Here is a 15,320-nt window from a genome sequence, read left to right as displayed (position 1 = left end):
CCCGCTCCGACCCGACCCGCCGCCACCACCCGCGCCGTACCCGGAGCCCCGCCCCTCCCCCGGCCCCCTTCCCGGCCCGGTACCCGCTCCCGAACCGGTCACCTGACCGTTCTCCGGCACGCCCGCCGACCGCGGTCCGGCCAACGCGTGGCGCGGACCGTCAGCGGCGGCCGGGGCGCGGCCGAGTCCGTTCCGGCGGCCGGACGGCCCGGGTGGGGAGTGGCCGCGTCAGCGCTTGATGCGGCTTCGGACGGCGAGCAGGGCGAGGCCGAGCAGCACGGGTTCGGTGAGCCGCGAGCCCATCTCCAGATAGGTGCCGACGGTGGTGAGGTCCTGGCCGGAGGAACGGAAGACGACCGAATTCACCACCACCCGGCCGGCCTTCTCGGTCCGCTTGCCCGTGACCCGTTCCACCAGCGGCCCCCGCGGGTTGACCGGGGGCGGGGTGTCGGTGACCAGCCGCACCTGCCCGGCCGTGCTCACGGTCCCCTCGGACACCGGCTTAGGGTCGTCCGCCGGCAGTCCCCACAGCACCGTCCCGAGCAGGGTGACGGCCATCGCGGCCACCAGCCAACCCACCGCCCGGGAGGCGCGCTGCCCGTACCCGGACACCGCCCAGTACAGCCGGAGCAGCAGCTTCTCCCCACCCGGGCGGGCCGGGTTGTGACGGCGCATCTGCATCTCGCCGTAGTAGAAGTCCGCGGCCTCGGCCTCGTTCTTCCCGTCCTCCAGGGCCTTGCGCAGCTGCCGGTACACCGCCGCCAACGCGGCCGGCCCGGGCACCGCGGCGGCTCCCGGTGCGGGTGGCCGCCAGCCGCCGTGGTTGCGCCACCTGAGGCTCTGCCAGTGCTGCTCCTCCGCGATCACCACCCGCCGGGTGTGCCGCACCGGGACCAGGCGCCTGCGCCTGACGCCGGTGGGCGGCTCGCCGAGGCTGCAGTGGCCGTCCATCCTCAGCATGTCCAGATGGACGGCCCCGGTGAACTGACAGTCGGTCAGGTCGATGTCGGCCAGGACCAGGTGCGCGGCGTCCACGCCGCTCACCGACACCACCTTCACCTCACGGCGCGTTCCCCAGGAGGACCCCAGCAGGGTGGACGTGGCGTTCTCGGGCAGGCCGAGCGCCGTTCTGATCGGAGCGACGGTCAGAGGGGCCTCCAGCACCGCGTCGGTCAGGTCCACGCGGGTGCGGGCGAGCTTGAGGTGGGCCGTGGACATCCAGTGGGTCCGCCGGCAGGACAGCGTGCGGGCGGCGGCCCGGATCACCACCGGCCGCCGGAACACCGCACGGTCCAGCACCAGGATGCCGTCGGACACCACCGACCAGTCGACGACGAACTCGAAGGTCGCCCCCGGGAAGCCGGCGTCCCCCGAGAACAGCACGTTCGTGAAGTCGGCCTCACCCCCGAAGCCCGCGTCCTCGAAACTGGCATCGCCGCGGAAGGCGGCCTCCGTGAAATCGACGTGGGCGCTGAAGGTGACGTCCTCGAAGTCCGCGGCACCGGAGAAGACCGCACCGGAGAAGACGGCCTCCCCGGAGAACTCGGCGCCCGCGAACACGGCGTCACCGACGAACCCGGCTTCCGCGAACCGTACGGTCCCGAGCCGGGCGGCTCCACCGGCCGGGTCGGTCATCCGCCCCAGCAGCTCGGCCAGGTGCCGGGCCGGGACGGTGGTACCGCGGTGGTCGAGCTCCGAGCCCGGGCTGAGTGTGGCCAGGTAGGCGGCGCGCTCCCGGTCGGTGAGGTGCTCGAGGCATCCGCCGTGGGGGTCCACGGAGCGGCCCCGGCAACCGGGGCTGACGGGCTCGGGCCCGAAGCCGCAGGCCGGCCAGGCGGGCGGGGCGGTGTTGGTCGTCACGGCACCGCACCCTCCCACCCTCCGCCGGTGGGCGGACCGGGTTCTCCCGTCCCGTTACCGAACCCGAACCCGGACCATCCGGGCCGACCGTCGCCGGCAGCGCCGAGGGGCCGTACGACGAGCGGCCGGACGCGGATCCTCAGCGCGCCGGTTCTGGCCGCCGGGCCGCCCGGCGGGGAGACTGGGCGCCGTGACCGACATTCGCGAGACCCTCGACTACCAGACGTTCGGCCGGGCGGTGCGCGAACTCGCGCAGACGATCGCCGACGACGGCTACGTACCCGACCTCATCCTCAGCATCGCCCGCGGCGGCGTCTTCGTGGCCGGCGGCCTCGCGTACGCGCTGAACTGCAAGAACATCCACCTCGTGAACGTCGAGTTCTACACGGGCGTGGGCACCACCCTCGACATGCCCGTCATGCTGGCGCCCGTCCCGCAGGCGATCGACTTCTCCCAGAAGAAGGTCCTGATCGCCGACGACGTCGCCGACACCGGCAAGACGCTGGAGCTGGTGCACAAGTTCTGCCTCAGCCACGTCGCCGAGGTCCGGTCCGCCGTCATCTACGAGAAGTCGCAGTCCCTCGTGAAGTGCGAGTACGCGTGGAAGCGGACCGACGCCTGGATCAACTTCCCGTGGTCGACCGAACCACCGGTGGTCCGGAGCGAGGGCCAGGTGCTCGACGCCTGACCCACCGTCAGACTCCCCGGACCCGAACGGGAAGCGGCCGAACGAGCCGGTGGCGCTCGGAGGCGGTCGGCACGAGGGGCTGGGGGTCAGCCCAGGGTGACGACCATCTTGCCGAGGGCCTCTCCCGCCTCCATGGCCCGGTGGGCCTCGACGATCTCGTCGAACCGGAAGACCCGGGTGGGACGGGCCCGGAGGGCACCGGCGCCGACCTTGGTGTAGATCTCGTCCAGCGGTACGTCGGTGAGCGGGAAGGCGGGGGTGCCCAGGACGAAGGCGCTGCCGAAGAAGCTGAGCCGGACCCCGCTGGGGAGGTCGGCGATCGGGTCGAAGTCCCGCACCGGCTCGAATCCGCCCAGGAAGCCGAGCTGGCACACCCGGCCGCGCGGCCGGACCAGGGCCAGCGAGTCGCGCAGGACGCTGTTGCCGACGACGTCGAACACCGCGTCGACGCCGATCCCCCGTTCCGAGATCCGGTCGGCGAGCGCACCGTCGTCGATGAGTACGTCCGCGGCCCCGAGCTCCTTCAACAGTGGCGCTCGCCGCGGGTCCCGGGTCGTGGCGAGCACGGTCGCGCCGTGGTCGACCGCGAGGTTGACGGCGGCCTGGCCGAGCGAGGAGGTCGCTCCCCGCACCAGGACGGTCTCGCCCGCTCGCAGGTCCAGATTGCCGAACAGGCCGCTCCACGCCGTCGCGTACACCTCGGGCACCGCTGCCAGATCGGCCCAGTCCAGCGAGGAGCGCACGGCCACCACGTTGGTCGCCGGCACGGTCACCAGTTCCGCGTAGCTTCCGTTGCGGGTCCGTCCCATGCCCCCGAGGATCGCCACCACCCTTGTCCCGACGGGGAGTTCACCGGACGGGTCTTCCTCGACCACCCCGGCGCACTCGATCCCGGGGACGGCGGCGACCTTCCCCCAGGCGCCGCTGCGCATGTACGCCTCGGCGTGGTTGAGGCCGAACGCCTTGACCCGGATCAGCACTTCGCCGTCGGCGGGCACCGGGTCGGGCAGGTCGGTGAGGGTGAGAACCTCGGGGCCGCCGTGGGCGGATATGACGATGGCCTTCATGTCCCGGCTCCATTCTTGAGCACACATTCAAGTATTGATGCGAAGTAAAGGGCCACCGCCTACGGTGGCCCGTGTGACCGATCGTCAGGCGAGAGCGGTGAAGGCGTTGTCGACGATCGCCCGCAGGAGCGTCTCGTCGGGATTCGCCTTCCCGACGACCATCAGCCCCTGGCACGTCGCGACCAGCAGCTTGGCGCTGCCGGCGCAGTCCAGCGAGGCGCGCACCTGACCCCTGCGGGCGGCGTTCTCCAACGCGTGGGTCATGCACCGTTCGAGCCGGGCCATGTGGCCACGCACGACGGCCGCCGCCCCGTCGTCCTCGGCGGCGTTCTCGATCGCCGTGTTGACGAGCAGGCAACCCTGCCGGCCCTCGGGGCTGAGCAGGTCACGCACCAGCCCGTCGAAGTAGCCGCGGATCTCGGCCACCGAGGCGCCCTCCGCCTCCAACTCGCCCAGCTTCTCGGGGACGACCAGCTTGGAGTAGCGCTCCAGCGACTTCAGGAACAGCGCGTGCTTGCCGCCCGGGAAGGCGCTGTAGAGGCTCCCCGGCTTGACCCCGGTCGCCGTCACCAGGTCCTCGATGGACGTCGCCCGGTACCCGCGCTCCCAGAACCGCAGCATGGCCGCGTTGAGGACGGTGTCGGGATCGAACTCTCGGGGCCTGGGCATGCGGCGAACATACATGAGCGACCATTCAAGAACAACCGCCGCCGTTCGGGATGAGGTCAGGACGTGGGCGCCACCAGCTCGAGGACTCGCTGCATCTCGGCGAGGGGCACGATCAGGTCCGCGGCGGGCTTGGGGGCCTGGACAGGCTCGTTGTACCTGCTGAGGACGAGTTCCCCCTTGCCCTTGTGCTCGACCCGCACCGGGGAGCCGCATCCGCCGAGGCCGTCCCACCGACGCCCCGGCGAGCAAGGCCGTCCCCTGCCCACCCGCACCGCAACGGAGCCGCGGCCGGTTCTGGCTGGCCAACCGGCCGGAGCTGATGCTGGCCTGGGACGCCGCCGGGGCCAACCTCGCGTACGAACGGGGGCTGGCCAAGCCGTGAGACTGACGCCCGGCCACGGAACCGCACCAAGAGCGGCGGCGCAGCGGGCACACAACCGCCCCCGCCGGACCTCGGCGCCGGCGCCGGTGGCGCGTGGCGCGTGGCGCGTGGCGCGAGCGCCGGAACGCGTCGCCGACGGCGATCGGAATGGCTGCCTGACACGACCGGCGGCGGCGCCGCCGCTGTCAACTCCCGTACACCCGGAGCTCGGAGAGCTGACCGGCCGGCCAGCCGGTGTTGCCGGTGAAGGTGAGCCGGAGGTGGCGGACGGTAGCGTCGGCGAGGGTGAGGGTCACCGTGTTGCCGGTGGCCGGGTCGAAGGTGCAGGCAGTGGCGGGGAGCAGCTGGGCGAAGGCGGTCCCGTCGGTGCTCCCGTGGACGGCGACGCTCTGGGTGCGGGTGGCCCAGGCGGCGGCCGGGGGGAGGGTGAGGACGAGGCGCCGTACCGCGGCGGCGGTGCCGAGGTCGGTCTGGTGCCACTGGGGGAAGGCGTTGTTGGCGCTCTCCCAGTAGGTGTCGGCGCTGCCGTCGACCGCGTTGCCCGATCCGTAGACCTGGGTGTGGCCGCTCTCGGAGGTCGGCCGGTTCAGGGCGAGGTCGACGGCCGGGGTGGTGCCGGGGGCGGTGGTCGCGGTGACCTGGCCGGAGGGCGGCGAGACGTTGCCGGCCGCGTCGAGCGCCTGCACGTCGAAGGTGTAACCGGTGCCGGCCGCAAGCCCGTTGACGGTGTGGGCGGTGGTGGTACCGGCGACGGTGGCGACCGGGGTGGCGGTGCCGCCGGTGATCCGGCGGACGCGGTGGCCGGTGACGCCTACGTCGTCGGTCGAGGCGGTCCAGGCCAGCGCCACGGTGGTGTCGGTCACGGCGGTCACCCGGAGGTTCCCCGGCGCGGTGGGTGGCGTGGTGTCACCGCCGGCCACCGGCGGCGTCGGGCGGACGGCCGTGACGGCGAGCCGGCCCTTGAGCATCCGGCCGCCGTCGCCGGTGAGCCGCAGGTAGTAGTCGGAGGAGCAGGCGGTGCCGTCCTCGTCCAGGGCCAGGAAGCCCGAGCCGGTCGGCACCCAGGCCTGGGACTCGGCGGTCTTGGCGATCTGGTTGCCCTCGTTGTACTCGTCGAACATCGAGACGTACACCGAGGCCACGCCCGCCCGCGCCATGTTGTAGAACTGCCGCCACAGGAAGTCCCCGTGGGCCCGCTGGCGGTCGCCGACCCCACCGGGCAGCACGCACGGCTGGTAGTCGACGCCGCGCGCGGTGCAGTCCGCCAGGTCCGGGAGGGTGGCCACGGTGTAGAAGTTGTCGGCGTCGGCCGCGGTGCCGATCCGGCCGACCATCCACGGGGAGAGCATGTCGAAGGCGTGGTAGACCCCGGTGAAGCCCGGCCGCGAGTCGCGGTCGCCGGTGCGCCACCAGGTCGGCACTCCGCCGATCACGTAACACCCTTGCGCCTTGAACCAGTTGACGACGTCCAGGCAGGCCTCGGGGCCGAACGGCCGCTGGGGGTCGTCGAAGCCGAAGCCCCAGATGCAGACGACCGGCTTCCCGTTCTGCCGGGCGTAGGCGGGCGAAACGGTGTGGGCGCGCATCTTGTCGGCCCAGTCGGCCTTGATCTCCGTCCGCATGCCGGTCCAGTCGGAGACGTCGTACATCAGGTGGAACTTCACGCCCTGCGCCTCGGCGGCCGCCCGCACCTTCGCGGCCATCGCGTCGCGGGTGGGGCCCTCGCCGCCGGTGGGGTTGAACCGCTGCAGGGCGGCGGTGTCGATGCCGTACCGCTTCATCCAGCGGAAGTGCACGTCCACCGTGCTCTGGTCGTAGGAGGAGAACAGCGTCGCCGGGCGGCCGTTGCCCAGGGCGGCGAAGGCGGTGGCGTAGGTCGCCGGGTAGTCCCGCACGTCCGGCCAGGCGACGATCGCCCTGTTCGCGGCGGAGGGCGTCCGGCCCCAGTCCTGGGCCCAGTGCCACCACCCGTCGACCGGCGCGCCGTCCCCCGCGCAGGCGAACCACCCCTGGTAGCCGACGGTCACCTTGCCGACCACGTCCCCGGGCCCGCTCGCCGCCGCGGGCACCGCGAGCACCCCTTCGCCGATCCCGACCGCCCCGGCGACTCCGGCCGCCGTCGCGGCCTGCAGGAACGCCCGTCGCGTGACACCCATCCGTAGCTCCTTCGACTGGCCGTCAACTCCGCGTCCGGCGGGAAGCGTAGTGACGCGAGCATCAAGCCGCAAGAGATAAGTACAGTAACGCAAAAACTCGTGGCAGCAATGCAAATTGCTTACCTAGCCGGAGATGGACAGATTGAACTTGTTCAAATAGGCTGCGCGACGTTGACGAGATCAGGAGGTACCCCGTGCGCGAGCTGCTGACGGCGGTGATCGGTACGCTGCTCGCCCTGGAGGCGATGGCCCTGGCCTTCGCCGCCTTCATGTCCATGGCCATGTACGCCGTGGGCCTCACCGACATCGGGGAGCCTTGGGGAGTCACCACCGGGGTGCCCGTGGTCGCGGTGATCCTGGCGCTCCTGGCGCTCACGGTCTGCGGGATCGCGCACGTGGTCCGCGTGCTCCGCCGCCGGACCGGGCGGCGGAGCTGGAGCCTGCTGGCGCTGGCCGTGTTCCACAGCGCGTACGGCACCAGCCTGCTGTGGGAGGGTCAGCCGAAGGCCGCGGCCGTGCTCGTCGGGCTGGCCGCGCTGCAGACGGTGGCCGCCGCCCGGCCGGCGCGCGGGTTCGTGGAGTACCGCCTCGCCTGAGGGCGGAAGGCGCGGCCGCCGTCAGCCGGCCGCGGTGCCTCGCGGGCCGAGGTACGTGGTGCGCGAGCCGGTGAGGAAGGCGGCGTCCAGCGACCGCAGGTCGACCTCCGGACCGGTGGTGAAGAGCTCGCCGTGCAGGGACGGGGCCGGGGACGGACCCGGGTGGTCGTAGGCGAGGACGAGGGTGGGGTCGGTGAGGTTGTCCAGGCGCAGGATGCGCTCGGCCACGTCCACTCCCCTGCCCGGCAGGACGGTCTGCACCGGGACGGCGGTGAAGCCGAGCTTGGCCTTGAAGCTGAACAGGCCGGGCCGCACGACGTGCCCGTAGAGGTTGAGGTCGAGCCCGAGCGAGACGGTCTCGCAGCCGAGGGTCCGCGCGGTGCGGAAGGCGGTCGCGTAGATGCTGCGGGTCACGCTGTCGTGGTGGTGGTCGGGCGACACCGCGACGAACCTGATCCGCAGCATCGAGTCGGCCGCGGAGTAGTGGCAGATGCACCCGCCGATGAGCTCCTCCCCGCGCACCGCGGCGACCAGCAGGTACTCCTCCCCGCCGGCCAGGAACTCGTCCCGCTCCCGGCCGGCCAGCAGCAGCCCGTTGGGCATCTGGCCGACCCGTGCCTCGTACACCGTCAGGAAGCGGTCCAGCAGGTCCTCCCGGACGGGGTGGCTGACCTCGACGGTGGTGCCGCTGTCCGCCGTCCGCCGGAGCGACTTGCGGAACAGGTGCCGGCCGTTGGGTGAGAGCCGGGAGAGGAACTCCTCCTCGTCCGCGCCCGCCGGGGCGAGCCAGATCAGCCACTCCGGCTTGAGCACGAAACCCGCGGCGGCCAGCGGCCCCTCCTGGCCGGCCGGCACCTCGGTGACCCGTACCAGGTCGATCTCGTGCCGGTGGGCGCTCCAGTCCCTGGTCAGTGCCTCGTCGGCGTCGGTCACCGCCACCGTCAGGCCGCGGTCGGACTCAAGTCGCATGGTCTTCTTCCCTTTTCGTCGGCGGGCCGCCCCGGCCCCGGCCGGGTGGGTCGTCCGTCGTCTCGATGACGAACCGGCGGACGATCTCCTCGCGGAGTCCGTCCAGCTCCTCCGGGGTCTCCGCGCCGAGGACGACGAAGAGGTACCACTCCGAGGGGTGGTCGAGCCTGGCCCGGTCCCCGGGCCCGCGTGAGCTGCGCCAGCTGATCACCCCTGGGTGGGCGGAGAGTTCGTCGGCTGCGGGGAAAGCCACGATCCGGCCCGGCCGGACGGGCCGGAGGTGGACGGCGGCCGTGTACCGGTGGGCGCGCTCCGGTGGCGGGCAGCTGCCCGTGACGACGGCACGGGCGAGCAGCTCCCAGGCGGGATGGCCGAGATGGGCGCTGAGGAGGTCCGGGATCCACCCTCCGCCGATCCGGGTGGCGATCTCCGAGAAGACCAGGCCGCCGTCCGGCCGGACGAACACCTCCAGGTGGGTGGCGCCGTCCGTGATCCCCAGGGCCGCGTTGACGTGCCGGTGGAGCTCCTCCGCCCGCCGGTACAGCTCCGGGTGTTCCTCGCGGAGCAGGACCTCGGAGGAGTCGAGGGCGGCCGCGGCCGCCGTCGAGGGTGCGGTGGCGAGGGCGAGCCGAGGGGTGCCGTAGCGGTGCAGGACGAAGGTGAGGGCGCTGCCCCCGGCCCAGATCGCGTCCACGCAGAGCTCGGCGCCCTCGACGAACTCCTCCACCATCAGGTGCTGCGAGCGCAGCAGCGGGTTGATGCGGAACTCGGCTGCCACCGCCGCCAGTTGGTCGGCGCTGTCGACCCGGACGGTGCTCATCGAGCCGTAGCCGGCGGCCGGCTTGAGGACGGCGGGCATGCCCGCCTCCCGCCCGATGGCGGCCACCCGGGCCCGGTCCTGCGGGTCGGGCAGGGACCAGTGGCGGGCCGTGGTGACGCCCCGCTCCGCCACCAGCTCCTTCATCAGGCGCTTGTCGCGGTGGGCGACGTGCCGTAGCGGCCGGAGCGCCGGATCCTCGGCGGCCTCGGCGGCCTCGGCAGCGCCCAGCAGGAGGCCGAGGTAGCCGGCCCCGAACTGGCTGAGTTCGGCGTGGCCGAGCACCAGGTCGACCGCTTCGCCGTGCCGCCGCACCTCGACGGCCACGGCCGAGAGCTCCTCCAGCGAGTCGAAGCTCCCCACCACCTGGACCGTGCGGCAACGCCGCAGGACCGCCTCGTCGGGCGCCTCGTGCAGCAGGTCGTACCGGTCGAGCACCAGGTGGACCCCGGCGCCGAGGTCCAGGAGCGCGGCCAGCAGCTCCGGCTGCCACTTGCAGACCACCAGGGTCCGCCGGCCCGGGCCCGGCGAGGAGTCCGCGTCGTACATTCAGTACTGCCCGAGCCGGGCGTCGAGCAGCCGGGCGAGCCCGCCGAGCGAACCGCCGGCCAGCACGTCGTCGATGGTGCACGGGACGCCGAGCTCCGCGCCGAGGCGGGCGGCCAGCTGGATCATCTCGATCGAGTCGAAGCCGACGGAACCGAGTTCGACCTCCGCCTCGACCTCCCCCTCGTAGATGTCGGCGGCGGTTGCCAGCACCCTGTCCAGTACCGTCAGCCCGTCGGTCCCGCTCATGTGTCCTCCCGAGATCCTGTGCCGATGCCGCTCCCCAGGGCCCAGTCGATCACCCGGGAGAACTCGCCGAAGGCGTCCGCCAGCCGTGGTCCGTCGTCCAGCCATATCCAGGTGCGCAGCAGCAGCCGCGGCCGCTCCGGTGCCGGGCCGTCGTCGAACTCCTCGCGTCCGTGCAGGACGCGGTAGTTGTTCACCCAGACGCTCTCGCCCCGGGCCAGGCCGTGACGGATGGTCAGCTCGGGGCGGAGGGAGACCTCCTCGAAGCGGTCGAGGGCCAGCTCCTGTCCGGCGGTCAGCCCGCCGGCCGCCGCCTCGGCGCCGCGCCGGAGCATCAGCGAGCCGTAGCGGCAGCTGAGTTCGCCGTCGTAGACGCTGAAGACCGGCGAGGCCAGGGTGTCGGCGAGCTCCGGCCGCTGCAGGCCGCGCAGGTCCCAGTGCCAGAGCCGGTGGTACTCGTGGACGGACTCGGGTGCCTCGTCGGTGAGGACGTCGTGCACCGCGGCGGAGCTGGCGAACAGGCTGGTGCCGCCGGCTCCGCTCGGCTGCAGGCAGACCAGGCCGGCCACGTCTGCCGCGTCGGTGTGCATCAGCATGCGCTCGTTGGTGCGGTAGCCGCGCGCGTTCGCGATGTCCTCGGGCCGGTCGTCCCGCACCGGGACCAGCAGCTCCCCCTCCGGGTTCTGGCCCATGGTCCGGCCGAGCAGCAGCGACAGTCCGTAGACCAGCCAGGCGAGTTGGTCGTCCGTCAGGCCGTCGACTCCCGGCCCGCCGAGGACGGCGAGGCCCGGGCCGTGGCGCAGCCGGTCGGCCAGTTCGGCGGCGACGTCGCCGGCCACGGTCGCCGCGTGCGCCCGGAAGGACCGGACCTCCCGCTCGCCCTCCGGCAGCCGGAAGGCCTGCGGAAGGTCCTCCGCCAGGCGCTTGACCCGCTCGGCGGACAGGGTCTGGAGGTGTCCTCCGGTGCGGGCGAGCTCCGGGCCCCGCCAGGCGGCCGTGCCGCCCCCGCGGTTCGTCATGTGCTCCTCCTGTCAGGTGTGTTCGGGCATCCTGGCGACCAGGCGGTGGACCAGGAAGGCGCAGCCGGCCGCCAGGACGGCCACCGCGATGCCGATGGTCTGGCGCAGTCCCAGCGCGCTGCCCAGCAGCCCTCCGCACAGCGCCCCGAGCGGGGTCGTGCCCCAGCTGAGCATCCGGTGGGTTGCCGTGACCCTTCCCAACGCCCCCTCGGGGGTGATGAGTTGGCGCAGCGTGGTGACCGGGACGTTGTAGATCGCCAGCCCGGCGCCGTAGAGCACGAACCCGGCCACCAGCACCGCGAGCTGTACCGGCCGGGGCCCGAGGGCGAACGGGACCGCGGTCAGCGCCAGTGCCGCCAGCAGGACGCCGAGGGAGAGCGCGGTGGAGATCCCGAGCCGGTCCGCCAGCCGCCTGGCGACCAGGGAGCCGCCGGTGGCGCCCACCCCGCCCGCCGCGATGACGAGGCCGATCTGACCGGGCGTCAGGTGCAGCGTGCGCACCGCGTAGACCGGGAAGAGCGTCAGGACGATCTGCTCGAAGAAGTTGAACCACGCGCTCATCAGCGTCATCGACCGGAGGGTGCGGTTCCCTAGGGCGATCCGCAGGCCCTCCTTGAAGTCCTTCCAGCGGCTGCCGCCGGCCGGCGGGCGCTCCGGCTCGGGGCGGCGGATCGCGAGGACGGACAGACCGGCGACGAAGTAGCTGACGGCGTCCAGCAGGACGGCCACCCGGGCCGTCACCAGCTGGACCAGCAGACCGGCCAGGCCCGGCCCGGCGGTCTGGGTGGTGGAGTAGGTGAGCGACATCTTGCCGTTGGCGTCGGCGAGTTCGTCCCGGGAGACCACGGTGGGCAGGTAGGCGACCAGCGCGAGCTCGAAGACCACGCCCAGGCAGCCGGCCAGGAACCCCGCCACGTAGAGGTGCCAGATCTGAAGCAGGCCGAGGAAGGCGAGCAGCGGAACGGCCAGGACGATCGCGCCGCGCCCGAAGTTGGTCACGACCATCGCCCGCCAGCGCGAGTTGCGGTCCAGCCAGACTCCGGCCGCGGCGCTCACCACCGCCAGGGGGGCGAGCTGGGCGGCGTTCAGGACTCCGACCTCCGCCGCGGAGGCGTTGAGCTGGGAGATCGCCAGCAGTGGGAGGGCCAGCGAGGATATCTGCGAACCGATCTGGGAGACGCTCTCACCGAGCCACAATCGGAGAAAGTCCCCGTTGCCCCACAGATTGCTCTTCGATCGGTTCCCGGGTCGGCTCTTCGACGGCGAACGATGATGCTCCGCTTGTGAAGGCACGTGACATCGCCCCCCTGTCAGGTGAATTGACCACGGGCACGTCTCGATGCACCCCGCACCGTGCCCGTCAGTACTATTGCACAACACTGGCACCTTCCGTGCCCGAAGGTCAAGAACCGTCCGTGGCCCGAACCCGACGCTCCCGAGCGAGGGTTGACCGTACCCGAGGGAAGTGGGCAGACTCATGAGGTGGCGATCTACTGATGCTTCACGAGGGGCGCCCACTGTCGGGCGGCAGGTGAATTCACCTCGGTATCCGCCCCCGGATCGCGATTCCACGGCACCGCCGGAGATTCCCCCCGGGCGGGCCCTTGCACCTTCCCGAGCACAGGAGATCACATGGAAGACGGCCGCTTTCCCCTGCTCCCCGAACAGGTCCGTTTCCTCGCGCGCGGTCTGACCCACGAACACCATTGGAACGCGACCGCCCTTTTCCGGGTGCCCGCCGCCCTGACCCCGGAGCTCCTCGCCCCGGCGGTGCTCAGCGTGGTCAACCGGCACGACGGCCTCCGGACCCACCTGTCGGGCGGGGACCGGGACACCTGGGGCACCCAGCAGCCGGCCGCGGACCGGGTCGACCTGGTGGTCGAGGACCTCAGCGAGGTACCGCCCCACGAGCAGGCGGCCGTCCTCACCGCGCGCTGCGAGGCGCTGCAGGCCTCGCTCTCGCTGGCCGACGGGCCGCTGTACCGGGTCGCCTGGTTCCGGCTCTCCGGTGAGGAGCGGCGGGTCCTGCTGATCCTCCATCACTTCGTCTGCGACGGGATGTCGTTGCCCATCGTGACCAGGGACCTGGAGGAGGCCTGCCGCCACCTGCTCGACGGGCGGCAGCCGGTCTTCGCGACACCGGCCGGCTCCGCCTCCGAGTTCGCCTGGTGGCTGCGCGACCTGGCCGGCTCCTCCGAGCTGCGCGACCTGGTGCCCCGCTGGCAGCGGATCGGCCGGCCGGCCGAGCCCGTCCCGGTGGAGCTGCCGGGCGAGAACAGCTTCGCCACCGAGGCGTTCGCCGCCGGCCGGCTCGACCGGGAGACCACCACCCGCCTGCTGCGCGCCTTCCTGCCCGCCCGGGGGACGGACGTCCAGCAGGCCGTCCTCACCGCCACCGTCGGGGCGCTGCACGGCAGCGGCCCCGAGCACAGCGTCCAGGCCGTGCTGATCGGCCACGGCCGGTTCGGCCTGCCCGGCCAGCCCGACCTCGCCCGCACCGCCGGGTGGCTGGCCACCGCGCACCCGGTCTCGCTCCACCTCGACACCAGGGCCGGCTTCGCGAGCCAACTCGACGTCACCCGTGAGGTGTTCCAGCAGGTGCCGCACGGCGGGGCGAGCTTCGGGGTGCTGCGCTACCTGTCCCAGGACCCGGAGGTCCGCGAGCCGCTGGCGGCGCTGGACCGGCCGGCCCTGATGGTGAACTACCTGGGCCGGGCCGCCCGTTCGGCCCCGTCCGCGCTGCTGGAGCGCGCTGAGGAGTCGGCCGGCACCCACAACACCCGGATCGGCAACCGCGCGCTGGTGCACGGCATCGACGTGTTCGTCGCCGACGGCGAGCTGAACGTCGAGTGGTACTACAGCGCGAACCAGTTCCGGGCCGAGACCGTGGCCGGGTACGTGGACGGGCTGCTCGACCGCATCCGCCACGGCATCGCCGACTGACCGGCGGCCCCGATGTCCTCCTCGACGACCTCCCTCCCCTTCCCCTGGCCGCGCGACGGCCTGTTCCTCCCGCCACCGCAGTACGCCGCGCTCCGCGCCGAACGGCCGGTCGCCCGGGTCGAGTTCGCCGACGGGCGGGTGGCCTGGGCGGTCACCGGGCACGAGCTCGTCCGGCGGCTGCTGATCGACCCGAGGATCAGCTCGGAGCACAGCCACCCCGGCTTCCCCCCGGTCTTCCCGGTCGCCAAGCAGCGGGCGGCGACGCCGGACGGTCCGCGCAGGCTGACCTACTCCGGCATGGACCGGCCCGAGCACACCCTCCACCGCAGACGGGTGAGCGGCGAGTTCGCGGCCGACCGGATCGCCGCCCTGCGTCCGTCCGTGCAGCGGGTGGTGGACATCCACCTCGCGGCGATGACGGCCGGGCCGCGCCCCGCGGACCTGCTGACGGCCCTGGCCGCGCCCGTCCCCGCCCAGGTGATCTGCGAACTCCTGGGCATCCCGCCGGCCGACCGGCCCGCGCTCCAGCGGCTCTCCTCCGCCGTCCTGGACCGCTCCACCGGGGAGCAGCGGGCCAGGGCCGCCTCGGCGGAGCTGCGCGCCCTGATCGGCGCGACGGTGGCCGCCGTGGAGTCCGGCGGCGGCGACGGCCTGCTGGGCAGGCTCGTCCGGCGCTACCGGCAGGCCGGTGACTACGACCACCGGCAGATGGTCGAGTTCACCGGCGCGCTGATCACCGCGGGGCACGAGACCACCACGAACATGATCACGCTCGGGCTGCTCGCCCTGCTCCAGGACCCGGCGCGGCTGGCGCTCCTGCGGGCCGAGCCCGCCCTGCTCCCCGGCGCGGTCGAGGAGCTGCTCCGCTACCTCTCGATCGCCGACCTGGTCACCGCGCGGGTGGCGTCGGCGGACATCGAGGTCGAGGGCACCACCATCCGCGAGGGCGACGGGGTCCTGCTGCTCGGGGCCGCGGCCAACCACGACCCGTCGGTGTACCCGGCGCCGTGGCGGCTCGACCTGCGGCGCGACACCTCCCGGCACCTGGCCTTCGGTCACGGCATCCACCGGTGCCTGGGCGAGCACCTGGCCCGGCTGGAGCTCGAGGTGGTCTTCTCCACCCTGGCGGCCCGGCTGCCCGGGCTCCGGCTCGCCGCCGACCCGGGCGGGCTGTCGGCCAGGGACGGCGCGGTCCTGCACGGCCTCGCCGCACTGCCGGTGACCTGGGACGGCTGAACCGGCCGCCGGGCGGGGCCCCCCCCGGGGGGGCCCCCCCGGGGGGGGGGGGGGCCCCGGCGCCGCAGAAAGCCCCGAAGGGGGAGCCCGGGGGGCCGGCCCCCCCCCCCGCGCGCCCCCACGGCA

13 protein-coding genes are annotated in these 15,320 nt (G+C 73.1%); 4 read left to right on the top strand and 9 right to left on the bottom strand.

Going from position 1 to position 15,320, the window contains the following annotated elements:
• Positions 1 to 228: 228 nt before the first annotated feature.
• Positions 229 to 1,860, bottom strand: coding sequence for a pentapeptide repeat-containing protein (locus ACZ6ZR_RS36275; protein WP_465649914.1), 1,632 nt, complete (start codon positions 1,858 to 1,860; stop codon positions 229 to 231).
• A gap of 190 nt (positions 1,861 to 2,050) precedes the next feature.
• Here ACZ6ZR_RS36275 and ACZ6ZR_RS36270 point away from each other — a divergent pair, with 190 nt between their 5' ends.
• A complete protein-coding gene (locus ACZ6ZR_RS36270; protein ID WP_465649912.1) occupies positions 2,051 to 2,548 on the top strand; it encodes a phosphoribosyltransferase in 498 nt (165 codons plus the stop codon).
• 86 nt (positions 2,549 to 2,634) lie between these two features.
• Here ACZ6ZR_RS36270 and ACZ6ZR_RS36265 read toward each other — a convergent pair whose 3' ends face one another.
• The 3 genes from ACZ6ZR_RS36265 to ACZ6ZR_RS36255 all read right to left on the bottom strand — a co-directional run bounded on the left by ACZ6ZR_RS36265 (position 2,635) and on the right by ACZ6ZR_RS36255 (position 6,822).
• Positions 2,635 to 3,615, bottom strand: coding sequence for a zinc-binding dehydrogenase (locus ACZ6ZR_RS36265; protein WP_465649910.1), 981 nt, complete (start codon positions 3,613 to 3,615; stop codon positions 2,635 to 2,637).
• An 84-nt stretch (positions 3,616 to 3,699) separates the two neighbouring features.
• Positions 3,700 to 4,284: a TetR/AcrR family transcriptional regulator gene (locus tag ACZ6ZR_RS36260; RefSeq protein WP_465649908.1), complete on the bottom strand. Its 585-nt coding sequence runs from the start codon at positions 4,282 to 4,284 to the stop codon at positions 3,700 to 3,702.
• A 567-nt stretch (positions 4,285 to 4,851) separates the two neighbouring features.
• Positions 4,852 to 6,822 (bottom strand): galactose-binding domain-containing protein, encoded by a 1,971-nt coding sequence (locus ACZ6ZR_RS36255; protein ID WP_465649906.1) that lies wholly within the window; start codon positions 6,820 to 6,822, stop codon positions 4,852 to 4,854.
• 194 nt (positions 6,823 to 7,016) lie between these two features.
• On the opposite strand from ACZ6ZR_RS36255, the gene ACZ6ZR_RS36250 reads away from it, so the two are divergent.
• On the top strand, positions 7,017 to 7,418 hold the full coding sequence (locus tag ACZ6ZR_RS36250) for a hypothetical protein (RefSeq protein ID WP_465649904.1): 402 nt from the start codon (positions 7,017 to 7,019) through the stop codon (positions 7,416 to 7,418).
• Between the two features lie 21 nt (positions 7,419 to 7,439).
• On the opposite strand, the gene ACZ6ZR_RS36245 is transcribed toward ACZ6ZR_RS36250, so the two are convergent.
• The 5 genes from ACZ6ZR_RS36245 to ACZ6ZR_RS36225 are packed head-to-tail and all read right to left on the bottom strand — an operon-like array spanning position 7,440 to position 12,212.
• Complete coding sequence (locus tag ACZ6ZR_RS36245) at positions 7,440 to 8,387, bottom strand: GNAT family N-acetyltransferase (RefSeq protein ID WP_465649902.1); 948 nt, start codon at positions 8,385 to 8,387, stop codon at positions 7,440 to 7,442.
• Positions 8,377 to 9,753: an ATP-grasp domain-containing protein gene (locus tag ACZ6ZR_RS36240; protein ID WP_465649900.1), complete on the bottom strand. Its 1,377-nt coding sequence runs from the start codon at positions 9,751 to 9,753 to the stop codon at positions 8,377 to 8,379. Before ACZ6ZR_RS36240 ends, ACZ6ZR_RS36245 begins: the two co-directional genes overlap by 11 nt.
• The gene (locus ACZ6ZR_RS36235) at positions 9,754 to 9,999 is read right to left on the bottom strand and encodes an acyl carrier protein (protein ID WP_465649898.1); all 246 of its coding nucleotides are present in this window, start codon (positions 9,997 to 9,999) and stop codon (positions 9,754 to 9,756) included.
• Positions 9,996 to 11,015, bottom strand: a complete 1,020-nt coding sequence (locus ACZ6ZR_RS36230; protein WP_465649896.1) for a TauD/TfdA family dioxygenase — start codon at positions 11,013 to 11,015, stop codon at positions 9,996 to 9,998. Before ACZ6ZR_RS36230 ends, ACZ6ZR_RS36235 begins: the two co-directional genes overlap by 4 nt.
• A 12-nt stretch (positions 11,016 to 11,027) precedes the next feature.
• Positions 11,028 to 12,212, bottom strand: coding sequence for an MFS transporter (locus tag ACZ6ZR_RS36225; protein WP_465649894.1), 1,185 nt, complete (start codon positions 12,210 to 12,212; stop codon positions 11,028 to 11,030).
• Between the two features lie 435 nt (positions 12,213 to 12,647).
• Between ACZ6ZR_RS36225 and ACZ6ZR_RS36220 the strand changes: the two genes are divergently transcribed.
• Positions 12,648 to 13,958 (top strand): condensation domain-containing protein, encoded by a 1,311-nt coding sequence (locus ACZ6ZR_RS36220; protein WP_465649892.1) that lies wholly within the window; start codon positions 12,648 to 12,650, stop codon positions 13,956 to 13,958.
• A gap of 12 nt (positions 13,959 to 13,970) precedes the next feature.
• Complete coding sequence (locus tag ACZ6ZR_RS36215) at positions 13,971 to 15,194, top strand: cytochrome P450 (protein WP_465649890.1); 1,224 nt, start codon at positions 13,971 to 13,973, stop codon at positions 15,192 to 15,194.
• Positions 15,195 to 15,320: the final 126 nt, after the last annotated feature.

It is taken from the genome of Kitasatospora sp. NPDC088742 (assembly GCF_055584905.1).
This window is presented reverse-complemented; position numbering and strand designations above follow the sequence as displayed.

Bases quoted from the DNA above. Each gene is read 5' to 3' on its own strand.
- ACZ6ZR_RS36265 (WP_465649910.1), bottom strand. From the start codon at position 3,615: ATGAAGGCCATCGTCATATCCGCCCACGGCGGCCCCGAGGTTCTCACC.
- ACZ6ZR_RS36260 (WP_465649908.1), bottom strand. From the start codon at position 4,284: ATGCCCAGGCCCCGAGAGTTCGATCCCGACACCGTCCTCAACGCGGCC.
- ACZ6ZR_RS36255 (WP_465649906.1), bottom strand. From the start codon at position 6,822: ATGGGTGTCACGCGACGGGCGTTCCTGCAGGCCGCGACGGCGGCCGGA.
- ACZ6ZR_RS36245 (WP_465649902.1), bottom strand. From the start codon at position 8,387: ATGCGACTTGAGTCCGACCGCGGCCTGACGGTGGCGGTGACCGACGCC.
- ACZ6ZR_RS36240 (WP_465649900.1), bottom strand. From the start codon at position 9,753: ATGTACGACGCGGACTCCTCGCCGGGCCCGGGCCGGCGGACCCTGGTG.
- ACZ6ZR_RS36235 (WP_465649898.1), bottom strand. From the start codon at position 9,999: ATGAGCGGGACCGACGGGCTGACGGTACTGGACAGGGTGCTGGCAACC.
- ACZ6ZR_RS36230 (WP_465649896.1), bottom strand. From the start codon at position 11,015: ATGACGAACCGCGGGGGCGGCACGGCCGCCTGGCGGGGCCCGGAGCTC.
- ACZ6ZR_RS36220 (WP_465649892.1), top strand. From the start codon at position 12,648: ATGGAAGACGGCCGCTTTCCCCTGCTCCCCGAACAGGTCCGTTTCCTC.
- ACZ6ZR_RS36215 (WP_465649890.1), top strand. From the start codon at position 13,971: ATGTCCTCCTCGACGACCTCCCTCCCCTTCCCCTGGCCGCGCGACGGC.